The organism is Dethiosulfovibrio russensis (genome assembly GCF_021568855.1).
GTDB lineage: Bacteria > Synergistota > Synergistia > Synergistales > Dethiosulfovibrionaceae > Dethiosulfovibrio > Dethiosulfovibrio russensis.
On the sequence record NZ_JAKGUG010000011.1, the window covers coordinates 42555 to 61154 of the forward strand.

Sequence of the window (18600 nt, forward strand, 5' to 3'; positions counted from 1 at the left end):
AAAAAGATAACTCTCAGGAGGGATCCTATGTTCGTCGTATCCAAAAGCGTAAGAAGCACCTTCGTAGCGATACTGGTCATCCTCATATCGGTGACAGCCTTGCCGATCCTAATATTCGTAAGAAACGAAAGCGACAGAGAGGCCGACCTGGCCCTAACGACTTTGAACAACGCTCTGGAACTCCAGACAAACTATATGACCCGCTGGTTCGACCTGAACATAATGGAGGACATGAAGGCAGTATCGAAACTCCGCTCCGTCCAATCCCTCGACCTCGACGCCATGGCGGAAGACCTAAAGGCAATGGCCGAAGAAAGAACCGACCTGGCCAAATTGCTCTATTTCGATCGAGACGGAGACCCAGTCTTGGACAGCGAGGTCGGCGATATCTCCCAGGGACAGTTCAACGTATCGGACCGAAAATACTTCAAGGCGGGACAGAAAGGACTTCCCTATGTAACCTCGATCATCCAGGCCAAAGACAAAAATTCGGTTCAATTCATCGTATTCTCCGTACCCTTAATCATAGACGGGGCGTTCGAAGGAGTCATACTGGGCTCCGTAAGACTCTCCAACCTTATAAATTTGATAAAAGATCACAGCTTCGGAAAAGGAGGGTATTTCCGAATCTTCGACCATAACGGAATACCCTTAGGCGAGAATTTTTCGGAGGCAACCCCTTGTTTTTCCCCGGATGAGGTAAAAAACGGAGAGGGGCTGTTGATCGATAACATCTCGGAAAACGGTAAAAAACAAATGCTGAAAATAGCGCCCCTTGCCTACGGGAATCTTTTCGTAGGAGCAGTATTAAACATGGACGAGATCAAGGCCGGATCAAGTCGCATAGTTAAAACGCACCTCAAAATACTGATTTTCTCAATAATAGTAGGAATATTTTTCTTCCTGCTTCTGTCTTACAGCATCACCAAATCCATAGACAAACTGCAAAAACAGCTCTCCTCGGCCTCGGAGATGAACTACGCTCCGACCCCCATCCCCCCGTCGGGTATGCCGCTGGAGATAAAGCAAATCTGGAAGAGCGTAGAAAATCTTAAAGAGCGGGTTCGTAGATCCATCGAAGAGATCAGGGAGATGAGCGTAAGGGATGCACTGACGGGGCTCCACAACAGACGGTACTTCGAGGAGGAAGTCTCCCGACTGGGGCGTGGAGATCAAGACCCGATAACAGTGGCAATGTGCGACGTCAACGGACTAAAGCTGGTCAACGACGCCCTGGGACACGAGTGGGGGGACAAACTCATAAACAAGGCCGCAACGGCATTGAAGAACGTATCCCAACCGGGAGACATCGTTGCCAGGCTGGGAGGCGACGAGTTCGCCCTTCTGGTGCCGAAGTACTCGGAAAAAAGGGATATCGGGGCAGCCCTAAAGGCAAGGATGGAGACGGCTGATTCGGACGAAGATATCCCCCTACAGATGGCCTGGGGAATAGCTACAGGCAAGGCATCGAGAAGATCGATAGAGGAGATAATCAAGGACGCAGACGAGAGAATGTACGCACTTAAGGAATCTCAGAGAAACGACGCCAGAGACACCATACTGACCTTCTTCTTGAGGATGATCTCCTCAAGAGAGGATCGCAAGGTCGGACACATGAAAAGGTGCCGCTCGATAATGGCGGCCTTCGTTCCGACCATAGACGAGGTGGACGAGATCTTCCGTAAGAGGATGATCCGTCTTGCCGAAATACACGATATCGGCCTGGTAGGAGTGGATCCGAAAATACTTGGCAAGAAAGGTCCTCTAACCGACGAGGAGAGAAAAGAGGTTCGAGCCCATCCTGAGATAGGCTACCGGATCGCGATAGCCGCCCCCACCCTCTCGGACCTGGCCGACGCCATACTGCACCACCACCAGAGGTGGGACGGAACCGGCTATCCCTTCAGGAAGGACGCCGTATCGGGAAAGGGTATCCCTCTGGAAAGCAGGATAATGAACCTGGTGGATTCCTACGAGGCCATGACCCACAAATATTACGGAAAATCCATGACCCACGAGGAGGCAATCGAGGAGATACGCCGCTGTTCCGGAACTCAGTTCGACCCCGAATGGGCCGATCGTTTTCTGGCGTTTCTAAAAGAAAAAGGCCCCGGAGTTCTATGACTCCGGGGCCTCTACAGAAAAGACAATCAAAACTCCTTAGGCAAGGTTTTCAACAGGTTTGACATCGTCGTTATTTCATATCCATCCACTATAAACCTCTTAGTTGGGGTCGGTATATTTAACGAGTTATTCAATATCATAACATACCCATCCCGCTGATTTGGCCTAGCGGCTATCAGGATAGACAGAAAGCTCAAAGACGGGAATTTCGCTTTGAATTTTTTCTCTGATTCTTTTGCCTGGTCTACCCAGGATAAAACGTTAGAGTTAAAATACGGAAAAAACCAATCTAATGAAATTTCCTTTCTGTATTTGCATTCCACTATCAGTGGATGCCTTTCTTGGTCTTTAAAATATATATCGCCATATTCCGTTCGAAAATTTCCAGAAGCCTGTGCCCTGTGACATTCATGATCAGTTAAGCCAAAATGGTCCTGAAGAGTTTTTGCTATTTTTGATTCAAAATAGTTACCTCTGATTTTATTCTTACTATGAATTTTCATCAACTCCTACTTCGTAGATGCTAACCATAGCCAAATATCACGCAGCTTATCAAACGGTGGATCTCGAATGGTCCCGTTTCTCTCTATAGGGCATCTCTAAAAACGCTACACCTCGGAGAGGTCGTTTCTACGGAGCCCGTTCGAGCCCATCACGGCGAACCGTTTCCAACATGGAAACAGTTGTTTCCCGCTCCAATTCCCCAGAATCGAAGATATTCCCCAGATGTTTACTGATGGCATGAACTTCAACGTTAAATAGCTGTGCAATGGCCTTCTGGGTCAGCCAGAATTTCTTGTCCCCTTCCGGGGTACTGTCTGCTTAACCGATTATGATGATATCACTGTTGCACAAAACAAACCCAAGCACATCTCAACAAGATGGTATCCATGTCATCCTCCGGAGTAGGAAACTACAACGAGACCCTTGATTTACTGTTTCCCTGATCGAACAGGGTCTGAGCCGTTAAGGAGTTATCCATCTTGAAGAACAGATCCCGGAAATACGTGTCCTCTACTCCGAGATCCGAGTAGATTTCGTCTTTGAAAAACGAGTCCACCTCTGCGAACATCCCCCCAAGAGGGCTAGCTGCGTCGATCAGACGAAGGTCGGATAGGTCAGCACCGAAGGAGAAAGCCATGTCGCCTAAAGGCGAGTTCATCTTGTTCTGAAGGTCCAGCATGTCGCAGTCCAAGGCGAGGCGCTTGCTCTTCCCGGTGGCTTTTGCCCCCTTCATATCCTCCACAAAAACCTCGAATTTGGCAGACATCTCACCGAGTTTCTTAAGGTTGGCGTCGATCCTTTCCGTTATCTTGGCAGAGCTTTCCGGGTCGGTAAGCATCATCGTGTCTTGCTCAAACATCGGCTCGGCTGCGACCTCAGACAGCGTTTTACCCGACTCTCCCGCCTCGGCCAGCGCGGATATAAGCCGATCGGTATGGCTCTCCAAGACATTTCCCTTGCCGGTAGCCACTAGAGCAATGAAATGCACCGTAGCGCCGTTTTTTATAGGCCGAGCTTCCTTAGGGTCGAGTTTTCTGATGCCGAAGGCCCGCAGACCGTCTACCCCTAGTCTGGCCTGGTTTAAGGATTGGTCTGGGCTTAGTTCCAGGAAATAGCTGTAAAACCCGTCCTCGTCGGCTCCCTTGGGCCCCTCTCCCATCATGCTCCTCGCTCCATCGGTAGGGAGTGTGGACTCGTAGGTCTTTCCCGCAAGCTTAAGGACCACAGAATGGACCTCTCGATGGAGGTCCGACTGGAACTCGGCCATACGGGACTGGAGCAAAAGTCTATCATCCTCGGAGAGCGACTCCTCCCCCTTTAGAGAGAGAAGCTTCATCCCCTGCATGACTTTATCTATTCGCTCGAAACTCTCCCTCACCGTGGATATCGCCTGGCTTTGCTCCAGAGAAAGCTCAGATGAGGCGGTCCTCAGCGCTCCGCAGTTCTCGACGGCCTTTCCTCTTACCCTCAGGGCCATCCTCTGGGATCCAAAGGATTTGCCGATAACCCCGGATAGGAGCGACTCGTTTCCCGGTATCCTCATCACGTTTACCTCCTCTCTTCTGCGTCGAAGGCCTCCAGATAGCCCAATGGATCTCTACAGAAATCGCATTTGCCCGAAAGCCATTTCCCATCCGCGTCTTTTCCCTCGGCCATAACAGAACAGTTAAACAATGATTTGGAATTGTAGGGTATGCCGGTGTCGTAATATACGGTGTTGCCTACGAGAACGTCCTTTCCGGTGTACTTGTCCCTCTCGGTCCGCTTTTTCACCTTGACAACGGTCATAGGCCTAAAATCCGTCTTCCCCGGTATTTTAACCTTACCTCTCCTGACATCGGTAACTCCCTTTTCTTTTACCTCGACGATGACCGTTCCATTTCTCTGAGTCAGCTCTCCTTCGACCTGAACCATATAGAGCCAATCGGCGTAGGCCGTCACCGCCAAACCCGACAAGGACACGAAAAGGACCGATAACGCAACAAGCCATTTTCTCAAAACGAACATCTCCCTCCTGAAAATTGTTAGATGCCCGTGGAATCCTCCACTATTTTTGTCGGACGAAAAGGATTTTATAATAATTAACAGAATACTGCCTAAACATCTAAGGATCGGCATACCGAGTCAAAAGAGATACCTCTCCGTAATCGCTTGAGACAGGGAATGCCACAGGAAGCTTTTATCCTGGATTCCTGGTAGCATTTGAAAAGGACAGTCAGACGTCTTAGCTTCAACAAAATACAACAGTTTTTATTTAATCGATATCAGCAATTCCATCGACAAAAAGTCGTTTTTTATGCTAGGATCAGTTAAAAATACCGACCTTAATTATGCTATTGTTGAACAAAGATCTACCCAATTGCGGAGGCTATCTCACCTATCAGTTTCGCTCCGCAGGCCACTCCCTTTGGTCCTCCGCCGGAGCCGTGGACCGCCTTCACCACGGCGCTTCCTACCACAACGCCGTCCACCAGAGGGGCCACCTGTGCGGCTCTCTCCGGACCGTCTATTCCGAACCCCAGCGCCAGAGGCACCGAGACGTTACGCCTCACCCTTTCGATGTAGCTCGCCATTCCCTCGTGAAGGCTTCCCTGACCCGTCACCCCCAGCAGGGACACGCAGTAGACGAACCCCTCTGCCCTGCGGCCTATCTCGGCCAGCCTGTCGTCGGCTATGTTGGGGGAGACCATCAGTATAGGCGTCACCCCATGGGCCCTCAGGGCGTCGTGAAGTTCGTCTCCCTCGTCGAATGGCAGGTCGGGAACTATCACCGCCGCCACACCGGCGTCTGCCAGGTCTGAGGCGAAACGGTCCACCCCGTAGGACATGATCGGGTTGAAATATCCCATCAGGATGATCGGCACCGCTACCTTTCCGGCTATCTCTCCGGCGATTTTCACCACCGATTCCAGGGTGGTGCCACAGGCCAAAGCCCTCTGCCCCGCCTCCTGTATCACCGGACCGTCCGCCAACGGATCGGAAAAGGGCATGCCCAGCTCAACCGCGTCGGCACCGGCCTTCACCATGGCCTCCACCAGGCTGACGGTGGTCTCCAGGTCCGGGTCTCCCGCCATCACGAAGGGGATCAAAGCGGTTCCCCCGTCGAAAATCACCTTAAGGTCTCTCATATCCGATCGTCCTCCTTCAGAAGAAACGGCCTCACCGAGTCCATGTCCTTGTCGCCCCGGCCGGACAGGTTCACCACCACTACGGTGTTTTCGTCCAGCTCCGGAGCCATAACCGAGACCTGGGCCAGAGCGTGGGAGCTTTCCAGGGCCGGTATTATCCCCTCCAGGGAACAGAGCTCGCCGTATGCCGCCACGGCCTGGTAGTCGGTAACTGAGACGTACTCCACCCTGCCGCTGTCCTTGAAGAAGCTGTGCTGGGGTCCCACTCCGGGGTAGTCCAGCCCCGCTGATAGGGAGTAGGGCTCTATGACCTGTCCGTCGTCGGTCTGGAGCAGATAGGATCTGCTACCGTGGAGGACGCCGACTCGGCCCTCCGACAGCGTGACGGCGTGCTCTCCCGTCTCGACCCCGTGTCCCGCCGCCTCGACCCCTATCATTCGGACCGATCCGTCCTCCACGAAGGGGTAGAAGATTCCCATGGCGTTGCTTCCTCCGCCCACGCAGGCCACGACGACGTCGGGCAGACGTCCCTCGTCGGCCATGATCTGTTCTTTGGTCTCGTCTCCTATGATTCTCTGGAAGTCTCGGACCATGGACGGGTAGGGATGGGGGCCTACGACCGAGCCTATTATGTAGTGGCAGTCCTCCACGTGGGCGACCCAGTGGCGTATGGCCTCGTTGGTGGCGTCCTTCAGGGTCTTGTTTCCCGAGGATACCGGGACGACCTCGGCGCCGAGTAGCCTCATTCGGTCCACGTTCATCCTCTGTCTCTCTATGTCCAGCTCGCCCATGAAGACGGTGCATTCCATGCCGAATCTGGCGGCGGCGGTGGCGCTGGCGACGCCGTGCTGTCCCGCTCCGGTCTCGGCTATTATCCGCCTCTTGCCCAGGCGGCGGGCTATGAGTGCCTGGCCCAGGGCGTTGTTTATCTTGTGGGCTCCCGTGTGGTTCAGGTCCTCCCTCTTGAGGTAGATTTTTGCGCCCAGAGCGTCGGAAAGCCTCTCGGCGTAGTACAGAGGCGTGGGACGACCGCTGTATTTGTTCAGCAGTACCTTAAGCTCCTCCTGAAAATCGCCGTCGGTCCGCACCTCCTGATAGACCCGGTCCAGTTCCTCCAGGGCCGGGAAAAGCGTCTCCGGTACGTAGCAACCACCGTATGGACCGAAATATCCCTTTTTATTCATGATTACAGCTCCTCTCCCTCAAGGACCCTGACGATCTCGACCGCCCGAGCCATCCTTTTTCCGTCCTTTATTCCCGGGGCGGTCTCCAGGGCGCTGTTCAGATCCACCGTCGGAGGCATCGCGGTCCGGACCGCCTTTTCCAGGTTGTCCGGCCCGAGCCCTCCCGCCAGTATCCACGGTCGGCCTATTTGCCTGCCTCGAAGCATCTTCCAGTCGAAGGGACGGCCCGTTCCTCCGGTGGCCCGACCGACCCTGCCGTCCAGCAGAAGCCAGTCCGCTCCGCCGTAGGACAGGGCCTCGTCCAGGTCCTCTTTCGAGGCTATGCCGAAGGCCTTGATCGTCTTTATGGGCACCGAAGCCACGATCTCGGGGCTCTCGGAACCGTGAAACTGGACGCAGTCGAAAAGGCGGCTGGAGACTATCTCCTCAAGCTCCGACTCGGACGGGTTCGCCACCACCGCGACGGTGGAGGAAAAGGGAGGCAGGCCCCCTACGAGACTCGACACGTCCTCCAGGGAAACTTTTCTCGGGCTGTCCGCCAGTATGAATCCCAGGGCGTCCACCCCCAGGGAAAGGGCCGTCTCCACGTCCTCCCTACGGGTGAGGCCGCATATCTTGATCTTCACGGCGCTCCCCTCAGCTCGACGACAATCGAGGCGGGGTCGTCGGACCTCATAAGCGCCTCTCCCACCAGAACGGCGTCCACCCCGGAGGCCTTCAGCCTTTTCGTGTCCTCACCGGAGCCTATGCCGCTCTCTGCAACGACTACGCGTCCGTCTCTGGCACCGAGGCGGACCATCTCTCCGATAAGACGCTCCGAGACGGAGAGGTCCACGGAAAAGTCCCTCAGATCCCTGTTGTTGATGCCCACTATTTTCGCGTCGGCCTCCAGTGCCCGATGCAGTTCTTTTTCGTCGTGGACCTCCACCAAAGGCTCCATGCCTAGTTTCGCCGTCTGAGAGATCATCTCCTTCAGTCCGTCTCCGGGAAGTATGGCGGCTATGAGCAGCACGGCGTCGGCCCCTATAAGGCGGCTCTGTTCCAGTTGAACCGGATGGATCAGAAAATCCTTCCGAAGTATGGGCAGATCCGTACCGGGACGGAGGGAGCACAGCACATCCTCGCCTCCCAGGAAGAAATCCCTGTCGGTCAGGATGGACAGTGCGGCGACCCCGCCTCTCTCGTAGGCCTCCACCTTTGCCGGAAGATCGGCGTCCGGGGCGAAGGCTCCCTTGCTGGGAGATCCTCTTTTTATCTCCCCTATGACGGACGTTCCCGAAACCGCCAGGGCCTCGAAGAGGGATTTTCTGGGAGCGGTCAGGGCCGCCACCTCCTCCGCCTTCCTGGCGACTATGCGGTCCAGTATCACGCCGCCCCCTCCAGAGAGCGGGCGGTCTCGGCGATCTCTTCGAGCTTTTTACCCGCCAGGCCCGAGTCCATAACCTCTTTCGCCATGGAGACCCCCGCGGCGATCGACTCCACTCGACCTGCCACGAAAAGGGCCGCTCCGGAGTTCAGTAGGACGACGTCTTTTTTCGGCCCCTCCTTTCCCTTCAGTATCGAGAGGACTATTTCCCGGTTGACCTGGGCGTCTCCTCCGACGGCGAAACCGATCGGGGCGGAGGAGAGCCCCACCGACTCGGGGGTTATCTCCATCTCTACAATCTCGCCGTCGTCGAAAAGGCAGGCTCTGTTTGGTCCGGAAAGGGACAGCTCGTCCATTCCGCCGTGGCCGTGGACCACCATGGCCCTCTTCATCCCCAAGGATCCCAGGACCTTCGCCATGGGAGTCACCAGCTCCGGCGAGAAGACGCCCATGAGCTCCCGGTCGGGCATGGCCGGGTTGGTGAGGGGACCGAGGACGTTGAATATGGTCCTAACCCCCATGGCCTTTCTGATAGGGGCCACGTTTTTCATGGCGCTGTGGAAGTTCGGAGCGAATAAAAAGCCGAAGCCGGTCCTGTCGATGCATTCCGCCACCGAGCCGGGAGAGGACAAAAAGGGAACCCCCAAGGCCTCCAGAACGTCGGCGCTGCCGCATCTGCTGGAAACGGACCTGTTGCCGTGTTTTGCCACGGCAACCCCGGCGGAGGCGGCCACTATGGCGGCGGCTGTGGATATGTTGAAGGTTCCGGTGCAGTCTCCGCCGGTTCCCACTATGTCCAGAAGAGGCGCCCTCGGAACGGACACCGCCATGGCCTTGCCCCTCATGACCTTGGCGGCGGCGGCGATCTCCTCCACAGTCTCGCCCTTGGCCCTCAGCCCGGTGAGAAAGGCGGCGACCTGAGCCTCCGACGCCCTGCCGTCCATGATTCCGTCCATAGCCTCTTCCATAGCGTCTTTCGTCAGGTTCTCCCTGCGGAGTAAGGTCTCAAGCGCAGTTCTCAACATAGCGGTCACATCTCCTCTCGTTTTTGCCGGACGTCAGTCCGCAGAAATTCTTCAACAACAGCCTTCCCGCCTCGGTAAGCACCGCCTCGGGATGGAACTGGACTCCGTAAAGCGAGTGCCTCTCGTGTTCCATCGCCATGATCGTTCCGTCGCCGGTCCTGGCGGTTACCCTCATCTCCGGCGGAAGAGTTCTCTCCTCGACGACCAGAGAGTGGTATCTGGTGGCGCCGAAGGGCGACGGAAGCTGTTCGAAGATCCCCTCCCCCCGGTGAAACACCGGCGACACCTTGCCGTGGCAGGGAACGTCCGCCCGGACCACCTTTCCTCCGAAAACCTCGGCCATGGCCTGATGGCCCAGACATACGCCCAGAACCGGGATCTTTCCGGCGAAGGCCCCTATGGCGTCCTTGGATATACCCGCCTCCGAAGGCGTTCCGGGGCCGGGAGAGATCACTAGCCGGTCCGGCGCCATGGCCTTCAGGTCACTCACGGTTGGCCCGTAGTTTCGGACCACCTCCACCCGGTCGAAGGACGAAAGCATCTGGACCAGGTTCCAGGTAAATGAATCGTAGTTGTCTATCATCAAGATCATCTCTTCGACCTCTTTTCCGCCGCTCTCTCCAACGCCTTGAACAAGGCTCTGGCCTTGTTCTCCGTCTCCATGTACTCCATCTCTGGAACCGAGTCGTAGACTATTCCCGCCCCGGCCTGGACCGTTACCCTGTTACCCCGTCTGCTCATCGTTCTTATGGCTATGCAGGTATCCATGTCGCCGTCGAAACCGACGTATCCCACCGCCCCGGCGTAGGGCCCCCTCGGGGCGGGCTCGAGATCCTCTATGATCTCCATGGCCCTTATCTTCGGGGCGCCGGAAACGGTACCGGCGGGAAAGGACGTCTCCAGCAGATCCAGAGCGGTCTCGTCGTGCCTTATACGACCCTCCACCTGCGATACCAGGTGCATCACCTGGGAATAGCGCTCCACCCCCAGAAGCTCGGTGACCTCCACGGAGCCAAAGGAACAGGTTCGTCCCAGATCGTTTCTTGCAAGGTCCACCAGCATGACGTGTTCGGCCCTCTCCTTCTCGTCGGTGCGAAGCTCCTCTTCCAGCTCAAGGTCCCGCTCCTCCGAGGAGCCCCTCTTTCTGGTCCCGGCCAGAGGTCGGATAAGGGCCTTTCCTCCCTCCAGCTTCACGTGTACCTCCGGAGAGGAACCTATCAGCTCCAGTCCGGGGAACTCCATCCTGAAAAGATAGGGCGACGGGTTTCCCTCACGGAGCGCCCGATATATTTCGTCGGAGGAGAGGTCCGTATCGGCGGAGAAGGCCTGCGACAGCACCACCTGACAGACGTCTCCGGCCACTATGTGCTCCTTGCCTTTCTCCACCATCTCCATGAAATTTTTACGGTCCATCTCGGCCTCTATCGGGTCCACCTTTGCCGGACCGGTCGGGAGTTCCGCCGGAACGACGGTATCGATCGTTTTCGCCAGGTCTTCCAGAAACTCGACCGCCGACCGATACAGATCTTCGATCTCTTTTTCCGAAGCCCCGGAAGGGATGCGTACGTTTCGGATCAGAAAGAGCTCGTCGGTCTCGTGGTCCAGTGCCACAACCGAGGTAAAACCCATGAGAACGGCCCTCGCCGTGTCCTCTTTTCTCAGGCGGCGATCCGTTCCGTGAAACAGGGGCTCCCAGGCCTCGGCCATGCCGTAGCCGAAGTATCCCGCCACCCCTCCGGTGAAGGGTGGGAACCCCTCCAGCTTCGGCCTTCTTACGTCGAGATAGGAATCAAGATCGGACCTGAGGGACTCGCCGCCGTCGTCAACGGAGAAGACCCTCTCGGGTTCGACCCCCACGAAGGAGTACCGCCCGGAACCGCCGCTCTCCAATAGAAAGGCCCCAAGGTCCGACCGATTCAGTCCCTGAAAAAGGTCGGCCGGATCGAGCCCGTCGGAGGGACCTCGCCAGACCACCGGCACCATATCGTGTTCTTCAGCCATGGACCTGAAAAGGTCGACAGACGTGACCTCTATACTCGGGACTTTCGTGAAAGCGCTCATACCCTACCTCCTTCGTTTTGATGAAAAAATATAATAAAAAAGGGAGAGGTCCCCTGCGGGCCTCTCCCTTTTTTATTGCTGAAAATACGGCGAGAGGCATCAAAAGTGAATCCCCTTTGGGGATCCGCCTCCAATGCCTCTCGTCAAAAAATGATGCTATCTATGGGCAATGGCGGCAGACTAGTAGGTCTGCCACCACCAGTTTTGTCCTGAAAGAATTCGTTTCATGATAATCGCTCCAGTCGATTCGTAATTGTGGGGTAGTTTATACTCCGAACGAGAGGGTGTCAAGGGAAATCTTTAAAGAACGTATCACGCCCGCTCTTTAAACAGTTCCTTCATGGCCCCTACGGAACTCAGTATGGACGACGCTTCGTACGGCAGGTAGACCATCTTGGTCTTGTCTCCGGCGGACATCTCCTTCAGGGACTCCAGATATTTCAGGGCAACCAGATAGGATGTCGGATCCTTGCTTCCGGCGTGGGCCATCAGGGCCTCGGAGATCTTTGACAGAGCCTCCGCCTCCGCCTCGGCAAGTCTTATCCTGGCGTTGGCCATTCCCTCTGCCTCGAGCTCGATAGCCCGTTTCTTTCCCTCGGCTCGGTTAACCTCGGCGTCCCTCTGTCCATTGGCCTCGGTTACAACGGCCCGTCTGGTTCTCTCCGCCTCCATCTGGCGCTGCATGGCGGTCTGTACCGACTCGGGAGGATTTACGTCCTGGATCTCAACCCTGGTAACCTTCACTCCCCAGACGTCGCTGGCCTCGTCGAGAGTGCTCCTGAGGCTCTCGTTTATCTCGGACCTTTTACTGAAAATCTCGTCCAGCTCCATCTCGCCCATTACGCTTCTGAGAGAGGTCTGGGTAAGCTTCTCCAGGGCCATAGGCAGGTTAGCTATCTCGTAGATGGCCTTGAAGGGGTCGCTGATCTGAAAATACAGCATGGCGTTGATCTCCATGACCACGTTGTCTCTAGAGATTATGTTCTGCTTGGGAAAGTCCAGGATCTGCTCTCTCATATCCAGACTGGACGTCTTGCGTAAACCTCTTCTGAAAACCCACTCCGTCGCCTTGGGACGATCCAGCACGGGAAAGATAAAGTTGACCCCCGGCGAAAGGACGCGATGAAACTTGCCGAGACGCTCCACCACGACCCTGTGGGCCTGAGGAACTATCTTTATCCCCGATAGGAGGATCACCACCGCGAAAAAGGCGAAGAAAACCAAAACCGCAAAGTCCATGGAATCCTGAATCACCCATATTATCTCCTGCATACCAAAGGTCACCTCCGCTCGTCTTCTTCGGAAGCCCTTCCGGACTCCCGCACCATCACCTTGGCCCCTGAAACCCGAACGACCTCCACCTCCGTCCCCTCGGGAACGGAACGTCCGTCCACATGAAAGGCCCACCACTGGGATCCTCTGAGCTTGACGTATCCTCCGCCGGTCTCTCCGGACGGGATGGCCTTGACTACCACCCCCAGAGAGCCGACCATGCCGTCCACGTCCGACTTTCGCTCCTTGGCCCCGTAGAGATGGCGTACCACCGACGGACGGATCAGCCACAGTCCGGCCAAAGATGACAGTGCGAAGACCGCCAACGCCAGGCGGCCGTCAAGAGACGCCCCCGCTACGGACGGCCATACCAGCCCCAACGCCAAAGGAGGAAGACAGGCCAGGGCGAAGCATCCCAGCACGAACCCGGGAGAGGCTATCTCTCCTATTAGAAGCACTATCGCCAGAACGGCCCAAAACTGCCAGAGTGACAAAAACGCCATATCTTCACCGCTCCTCTCTTTACACGAAAATCGATAGCCCTCACATCAAAAAAGATCGTCCCAGGCCACATACTTATGCAGGGTCTCCACGAATTTTGAAAGCCCTTCCCCATCCTCCGATGAAAAACGTTTCCGGAGAGGACTGTCCAGATCCAGAACCCCCAATACCCGGCCTTCCCGTATCAGAGGAAGGACGATCTCCGAGGCGGATGCCCCGTCGCAGGCGATATGCCCGGGGAAAAGCTCCACGTCCGGCACGATCTGAATTTCTCCGGTTCGGGCCGCCGCACCGCAGACGCCTTTGTCCAAAGGAATGCGGGTACAGGCCGGTTTCCCCTGAAATGGCCCCAGAACCAGGGCGTTTTCCTTTTCTCTCATCAGATAGAACCCCGCCCAGTTCAGATCGTCCAGAAGCAGATAGAGCAACGCCGCGGCGTTGGCCAGATTTGCCAGGGGATCGGGCTCTTCGCAGATCAAGCCGAGAAGTTTGGCGTTTACGTAATTGTAGAGCTGCTCCGACGTTTCCGTCTCTATCTTGAGAATTTCCTTGGACATAGACAAACACTCCTCTTTTACTGTGCTAAGCTAGCTGAAGCTCAACGGACAAACCCTACAGAATCGGCGGTCATAACATGGACATTATAACCCTGTTGCTCTTCATTATAGCCCTTACGACCTGCATCGCCCTGGACATCTCCATTCTACTGGCTCTTTCGACGGGATACTGCATATTTTTCACACACGCACGGCTCAGAGGTTACTCGACGAGATCTATCCTTAAGATGTCCCTCGAGGGGCTCTATACCGTCAGAAACGTCGTCATGATCCTTCTCCTGATCGGCGTGCTGACGGCCCTGTGGCGAGCTTCCGGCACCATTCCGGCCATAGTCAGCTACTCCTCCAGACTGGTGAAGCCCTCTCTTATGGTACTGATGACCTTTCTGCTCAACTGTCTGGTATCGTTTCTCACCGGAACCGCCTTCGGAGCAGCCGCAACCATGGGAGTCATATGCATGACCATGGCCCTTTCCATGGGGATAAACCCTGCGATCGCCGGAGGAGCGATTTTATCGGGAATCTACTTCGGCGACCGATGCTCGCCGGTATCCACGAGCGCCTTGCTCGTCGCAGGTATAACCTCTACGGACCTCTACAGAAATATCGGCGCCATGATGAGATCATCGGCGGTCCCGTTCCTGATAACCTGTCTGATCTATGCCGTAGCAGGCGCCCTCCTGCCCCACCAGCCTGTTACGGATAAAGCCATACAGACCGTCTTTGAGAAAAGCTTCAAACTCGGCTGGATACCGCTGCTTCCTGCCGTAATCATACTGATAATGTCGTTTTTTCGGATCAACGTGAGATACACCATCGGAGCCAGCGTCCTCTGCGCCACCGCGATCTACGTTATGTATCAAGCCCGGGAATTTTCATCTCTTCCCGGGCTCGTGGTCTACGGCTATAGGGCGACAGATACGCAGCTTGCAGCCCTCATGGACGGTGGAGGCATTCTGTCGATGGTCAGGGTGGTGGCCATAGTCTCCATCTCCTCCTCCTACGCCGGAATCTTCGAGAAAACCGGCCTGTTGAACTCGCTGAAGAGACAGGTCAACGGCCTAGCCGACAGGATATCTCCCTTCGGTGCCATGCTTCTGGGCTCGGTCGTCTCCGGAGTCATAGCCTGCAATCAGACCTTGACCATAATGCTTACCCATCAGATATGCCGGGGCCTGAAGATCGACCGAGAACAATTCGCCCTGAACCTGGAGGACACAGCTGTCCTGACCGCCCCTCTGATTCCCTGGACCACTGCGGCGGCGGTGCCTCTGGTGTACATATCCGCACCGACGACGAGCATTCTGGCTGCCTGCTATCTGTATTTAGTACCTCTTTGGGGGCTGATCGGTGGAAGGACGTTAATAAAAAAAGGCATTGGGCCGGAATCTTGATCTGTCGTTATCGTACCGTACAATATAATTACAGGAAACATAATCCTTGCGAGGGTTACCGCAAAGCTTTATCTCAATTAAACTTGTGAAAATATTGTACGTTATCAGGTGGTTTTAGGTGTACACCTAAAACCACCTATTTTTACGTAACTTCATGATCAAAGGCAATCCCAAAAACAACAGCATGGAAAAACCCGAAACGGTTCCGGTTCCGACATCGCAGCCTCCGGTTCCGCCGCCTTTGGGTGTGGGAGTTTCCGCCTCCGCCCGGATCGAGCAGACCCGGAAGGTTACCACGCCGTTATCGGGGTTGAGGTCGAAGGATCCGTTGTCCTCCACGGTGTTTCGCCAGGTCCGAAGCCCCTCTCCGGTCTCGTAGAAATCGGGAGGGTTCACCCCTTCCGGAAGAGTCTGACCGGGCCGGATCTCGAACTGGATTCCCCGCTCGGGAAGAACGTAGCCCTCCGGCGTCAGGTTTTTCACGTCCTCGGTGCCTGTCCCATCCTCTTTCGCCAGAGCGAAGGCGGCGTAGTAGCGGACGTATCGCGGCCAAGAGGCGGTGAACTCTATCTCCAACTCTCCGTTTCCCAAAACGTCCTCTAGAGGAACGTTTTCATAGGCGAAGGCGTTGTAGAGAGAGGCGTTCATGCCCTCCAAAGAAACGGCGAGGTCGCCGGAGATTCCACTGATATCTCCAGACAGAGCCTCTCGCACCTCTCCATACAGGGTGCTGTCCGAATTACCCAGATCCTTCTCGACGACGATCACGTCGGCCTCTCCCGCGGTGGAGCGGGGTTCCGGAGAGGAGTTAGAAGCCATTCCCGCTAGGGCCACGGAGCTTCTTCCGGGGGATGTGCCGATGGTGCAGGTGCCGTCGTCCACAAGGGTATACCCATCGCTTCCGGAAATCTGATCGGGGGTATTGTCCTGGAGAACGCACTCCTGGGCGATAACGGTCTGGCTGGAGGAGGAGAGCCGCATTCCTCCTCCGTAGGTGCTGGAATTGTTCCTCAAGGTACATCCGTACATGAAAAGAATGTAGTCGTTGGCAATGCCCCCGCCGCTGCTGGAGGTGCTTTTGGAGTTGATATTATTCTCCACCAGGCAGTCGTGCATGGTGAGAATTCCGGGGTACTCATTATCGATTCCCGCAGCATCCCCCCTATAGAGAGGGGAGAGGGTGTTGCCGCTCACGGTGCAGTTGCGCATGGTGAGCTTCCTCATATTGTGTATGCCCCCGCTTCCGATGCAATTCGTGACGGTGCAGTCGTTTAGGTAAAGATGCCCACGGTTGCTAAGCCCTGGATTGTCGGAACTCGAACCATCCGTGGTGATGACAAGGTCATAGAATTTCCAAATGCTATTCTTGCAGGAGAGGATAATTCCTTTTTGCGTACCCGCTTGATAGATTGTGGTGGGGTTTCCCTGTAGAGTGAGGGATTTAGAGATAGAAAGGGACGTCGTGAGGGTTACCGTATCCACCTCGATGGAAATGGTTTGTCCCGAAGAGGCCTTTTCCACTGCGTAGCGCAGCGTGCCCGGGGAACCATCGTCCGCACCGCTGGTGACGATCAGGGAAGCGGCCCCGGCGACGTCTCCAAAACAGACCAATCCCAGGAGGAACAAGGTATATAAGATCCGGTAAAAACAGATCTTTTTTACGTGCATTTTACACATGAAGAGACTCCTTTCCCCGATCTCACCTCTCAAGAACTGATGATATCTCCCATGTTCATCCCTTCGCCTCCGGAGAGATTCTCCAGGGTCGAATCCTCCAGCTCGTCGGGATTCTCTTCCTTCTTTTTCTTCAACAAAGCCTCTTTGTCCAAGTCCTTGCGATCTTCCTGAGCCTTGTCTTTCACGATTTCTCTCTCCTTTCGAGTATAGATTTCTACAAAGTCTTCACCTTATACATGTTCATGCATTAAGGATACACCTTTACACCGTGTCAACGTCAAGAAAAGAATGACGCCGATCTATCCCTCGTCACCTCGCCGATATATATAGAGAGAACAAAACCATATCAGTCAGATCTTGACCATAAAGAAATAAACATTATAATTATTAGTTGCAAACTATGTGTTTTGTAAAAAAATCAACTCTTATCTTTCTCCAAAAGGAGCGTGTGACAGGTGAAGAAAAATGGCGGTGTAACTCTAATAGTGGTCCTTATGGCCGCTATAGGTATAGGGGCTTTTTTCGGCCTACATGCTGGAGAAAAAACGATGAAAACCGTGGTGGCAATCAGAGGGCTGTTGGCACAGATAATCTTCTTCACCATCCCTCTGGTCATCTTCGGATTCATAGCTCCCGCCATAACATCTCTTAAGGAAAAAGCCAGCGCCATGTTGGGCACCATGTTGACCATGGCCTATCTATCCGCCGTGGGAGCGGCGGCTTTCGCGGCCATTGCCGGATATTCCATAATTCCCCATCTAGACATCCCCACCCAGATAGAGGGGCTCAAGGTTCTGCCCAAGGCAATTTTCTCGATAGACATACCCCCCATAATGCCAGTAATGACCGCACTTGTCCTTGCCATTCTTACCGGAGTGGCTACAATATGGGGCGACGCTAAAAACATCGAAAAGATCCTCTACGAATTTCAATCGATGGTTCTATCTATCGTCAAGAAGATCGTAATACCGTTGCTTCCCTTTTTCGTCGCCGCCACTTTCGCCCAGATGGCCTATACCGGAAGGCTTACCCAGCAGTTCCCCGTCTTTTTCAAGGTTATACTCATAGTCCTCCTGGGACATTTCATATGGCTTTTTTTTCTCTACACCCTATCGGGAATGGTCTCTCGCAAAAACCCCTGGGAGGTCGTCAAACATTACGGACCGGTATATCTGACCGCCGTAGGGACCATGTCCAGCGCTGCGACCTTGCCCGTGACTTTGTCCTGCGCCAGAAAATCCAAGGTTCTGCCACAGGAGGTGACGGACTTCGCCATACCTCTGGGGAGCACCGTCCATCTTTGCGGATCCGTGCTCACCGAGACTTTTTTCTGCATGACCATATCCAAGATGCTATACGGAACAATGCCGACTCCCGAGACCTTGATCCTGTTTATATTTCTTTTCGGTATCTTCGCCGTAGGCGCCCCCGGAGTTCCGGGCGGCACGGTCATGGCGTCGCTGGCCATAGTCCAATCGGTGCTGGGATTCGACGCCGACGGAGTCGGGCTGTTGCTGGGGATCTTCGCCTTGCAGGACAGCTTCGGCACGGCCTGCAACATTCTGGGAGACGGCGCCCTGGCTTTGATGCTACGGGGACTGTTTTACGATTCCGACGGCAACGCGAGGAAAAAGAAGATGAAAAACGAGGAACTGGCTCCCTCGGCGTAGATTCTCTCGATAGAGCGGGCACAAACACAAGGAGGATCGCCTTAAAAAGGCGATCCTCGTTTCATCCGTTTCTTATCAGGTTTCTTCACAACCACTATGTGCCAAGATAGACTTTGCCTTGAGCATCAGAATCACTT

The 18600-nt window shown here is 55.0% G+C and carries 18 protein-coding genes; 3 read left to right on the top strand and 15 right to left on the bottom strand.

From position 1 onward, the window contains the following. Positions 1-27 precede the first annotated feature (27 nt). The gene (locus tag L2W48_RS11180; RefSeq protein ID WP_236116548.1) at positions 28-2124 is read left to right on the top strand and encodes a diguanylate cyclase domain-containing protein; all 2097 of its coding nucleotides are present in this window, start codon (positions 28-30) and stop codon (positions 2122-2124) included. Between the two features lie 26 nt (positions 2125-2150). Here the strand turns inward: L2W48_RS11180 and L2W48_RS11185 are convergent, their stop codons facing one another. From L2W48_RS11185 to L2W48_RS11245, 13 genes are all read right to left on the bottom strand, one after another. Continuing rightward, a complete protein-coding gene (locus tag L2W48_RS11185) occupies positions 2151-2627 on the bottom strand; it encodes a putative PDDEXK endonuclease (RefSeq protein ID WP_236099156.1) in 477 nt (158 codons plus the stop codon). Between the two features lie 410 nt (positions 2628-3037). Continuing rightward, positions 3038-4171: a hypothetical protein gene (locus tag L2W48_RS11190; protein WP_236099157.1), complete on the bottom strand. Its 1134-nt coding sequence runs from the start codon at positions 4169-4171 to the stop codon at positions 3038-3040. 5 nt (positions 4172-4176) lie between these two features. Beyond that, positions 4177-4626 carry a hypothetical protein gene (locus L2W48_RS11195; protein ID WP_236099158.1) on the bottom strand — a complete coding sequence of 150 codons (450 nt, stop codon included), beginning with the start codon at positions 4624-4626 and terminating at the stop codon, positions 4177-4179. Between the two features lie 353 nt (positions 4627-4979). After that, positions 4980-5756: a tryptophan synthase subunit alpha gene (gene trpA, locus L2W48_RS11200; protein WP_236099159.1), complete on the bottom strand. Its 777-nt coding sequence runs from the start codon at positions 5754-5756 to the stop codon at positions 4980-4982. Further along, positions 5753-6940: a tryptophan synthase subunit beta gene (gene trpB / locus L2W48_RS11205; RefSeq protein WP_236099160.1), complete on the bottom strand. Its 1188-nt coding sequence runs from the start codon at positions 6938-6940 to the stop codon at positions 5753-5755. Before trpB ends, trpA begins: the two co-directional genes overlap by 4 nt. 2 nt (positions 6941-6942) lie before the next feature. Then, a complete protein-coding gene (locus tag L2W48_RS11210) occupies positions 6943-7566 on the bottom strand; it encodes a phosphoribosylanthranilate isomerase (protein ID WP_236099161.1) in 624 nt (207 codons plus the stop codon). Further along, positions 7563-8309, bottom strand: coding sequence for an indole-3-glycerol phosphate synthase TrpC (locus L2W48_RS11215; protein ID WP_236099162.1), 747 nt, complete (start codon positions 8307-8309; stop codon positions 7563-7565). The genes L2W48_RS11210 and L2W48_RS11215 overlap by 4 nt, the downstream gene beginning before the upstream one ends. Continuing rightward, complete coding sequence (gene trpD, locus L2W48_RS11220; protein ID WP_236099163.1) at positions 8306-9331, bottom strand: anthranilate phosphoribosyltransferase; 1026 nt, start codon at positions 9329-9331, stop codon at positions 8306-8308. Before trpD ends, L2W48_RS11215 begins: the two co-directional genes overlap by 4 nt. Further along, positions 9312-9923: an anthranilate synthase component II gene (locus tag L2W48_RS11225; RefSeq protein ID WP_236099164.1), complete on the bottom strand. Its 612-nt coding sequence runs from the start codon at positions 9921-9923 to the stop codon at positions 9312-9314. The genes trpD and L2W48_RS11225 overlap by 20 nt, the downstream gene beginning before the upstream one ends. Then, positions 9920-11392 carry an anthranilate synthase component I family protein gene (locus tag L2W48_RS11230; protein WP_236099165.1) on the bottom strand — a complete coding sequence of 491 codons (1473 nt, stop codon included), beginning with the start codon at positions 11390-11392 and terminating at the stop codon, positions 9920-9922. Before L2W48_RS11230 ends, L2W48_RS11225 begins: the two co-directional genes overlap by 4 nt. 312 nt (positions 11393-11704) lie before the next feature. Continuing rightward, complete coding sequence (locus L2W48_RS11235; protein ID WP_236099166.1) at positions 11705-12664, bottom strand: SPFH domain-containing protein; 960 nt, start codon at positions 12662-12664, stop codon at positions 11705-11707. A gap of 8 nt (positions 12665-12672) precedes the next feature. Beyond that, entirely contained in the window at positions 12673-13167 is a 495-nt protein-coding gene (locus L2W48_RS11240) for an NfeD family protein (protein WP_236099167.1), read from the bottom strand. A gap of 45 nt (positions 13168-13212) precedes the next feature. Then, on the bottom strand, positions 13213-13722 hold the full coding sequence (locus L2W48_RS11245; protein ID WP_236099168.1) for a free L-methionine (R)-S-oxide reductase MsrC: 510 nt from the start codon (positions 13720-13722) through the stop codon (positions 13213-13215). A 77-nt stretch (positions 13723-13799) separates the two neighbouring features. Here L2W48_RS11245 and L2W48_RS11250 point away from each other — a divergent pair, with 77 nt between their 5' ends. After that, positions 13800-15116 carry a Na+/H+ antiporter NhaC family protein gene (locus tag L2W48_RS11250; protein WP_236099169.1) on the top strand — a complete coding sequence of 439 codons (1317 nt, stop codon included), beginning with the start codon at positions 13800-13802 and terminating at the stop codon, positions 15114-15116. 126 nt (positions 15117-15242) lie between these two features. Here the strand turns inward: L2W48_RS11250 and L2W48_RS11255 are convergent, their stop codons facing one another. Beyond that, positions 15243-16742 carry a right-handed parallel beta-helix repeat-containing protein gene (locus tag L2W48_RS11255; RefSeq protein ID WP_236099170.1) on the bottom strand — a complete coding sequence of 500 codons (1500 nt, stop codon included), beginning with the start codon at positions 16740-16742 and terminating at the stop codon, positions 15243-15245. An 80-nt stretch (positions 16743-16822) separates the two neighbouring features. After that, on the bottom strand, positions 16823-16978 hold the full coding sequence (locus tag L2W48_RS11260) for a hypothetical protein (RefSeq protein WP_236099171.1): 156 nt from the start codon (positions 16976-16978) through the stop codon (positions 16823-16825). A 270-nt stretch (positions 16979-17248) separates the two neighbouring features. Between L2W48_RS11260 and L2W48_RS11265 the strand changes: the two genes are divergently transcribed. Then, positions 17249-18463 (top strand): dicarboxylate/amino acid:cation symporter, encoded by a 1215-nt coding sequence (locus L2W48_RS11265; protein ID WP_236099172.1) that lies wholly within the window; start codon positions 17249-17251, stop codon positions 18461-18463. Positions 18464-18600: the final 137 nt, after the last annotated feature.

Coding starts and splice junctions, on each gene's coding strand:
- L2W48_RS11235 (WP_236099166.1), bottom strand. CDS start 12,664: ATGCAGGAGATAATATGGGTGATTCAGGATTCCATGGACTTTGCGGTT.
- L2W48_RS11240 (WP_236099167.1), bottom strand. CDS start 13,167: ATGGCGTTTTTGTCACTCTGGCAGTTTTGGGCCGTTCTGGCGATAGTG.
- L2W48_RS11185 (WP_236099156.1), bottom strand. CDS start 2,627: ATGAAAATTCATAGTAAGAATAAAATCAGAGGTAACTATTTTGAATCA.
- L2W48_RS11225 (WP_236099164.1), bottom strand. CDS start 9,923: ATGATCTTGATGATAGACAACTACGATTCATTTACCTGGAACCTGGTC.
- trpD (WP_236099163.1), bottom strand. CDS start 9,331: ATGTTGAGAACTGCGCTTGAGACCTTACTCCGCAGGGAGAACCTGACG.
- trpB (WP_236099160.1), bottom strand. CDS start 6,940: ATGAATAAAAAGGGATATTTCGGTCCATACGGTGGTTGCTACGTACCG.
- L2W48_RS11190 (WP_236099157.1), bottom strand. CDS start 4,171: ATGAGGATACCGGGAAACGAGTCGCTCCTATCCGGGGTTATCGGCAAA.
- L2W48_RS11250 (WP_236099169.1), top strand. CDS start 13,800: ATGGACATTATAACCCTGTTGCTCTTCATTATAGCCCTTACGACCTGC.
- L2W48_RS11230 (WP_236099165.1), bottom strand. CDS start 11,392: ATGAGCGCTTTCACGAAAGTCCCGAGTATAGAGGTCACGTCTGTCGAC.
- L2W48_RS11245 (WP_236099168.1), bottom strand. CDS start 13,722: ATGTCCAAGGAAATTCTCAAGATAGAGACGGAAACGTCGGAGCAGCTC.
- trpA (WP_236099159.1), bottom strand. CDS start 5,756: ATGAGAGACCTTAAGGTGATTTTCGACGGGGGAACCGCTTTGATCCCC.
- L2W48_RS11180 (WP_236116548.1), top strand. CDS start 28: ATGTTCGTCGTATCCAAAAGCGTAAGAAGCACCTTCGTAGCGATACTG.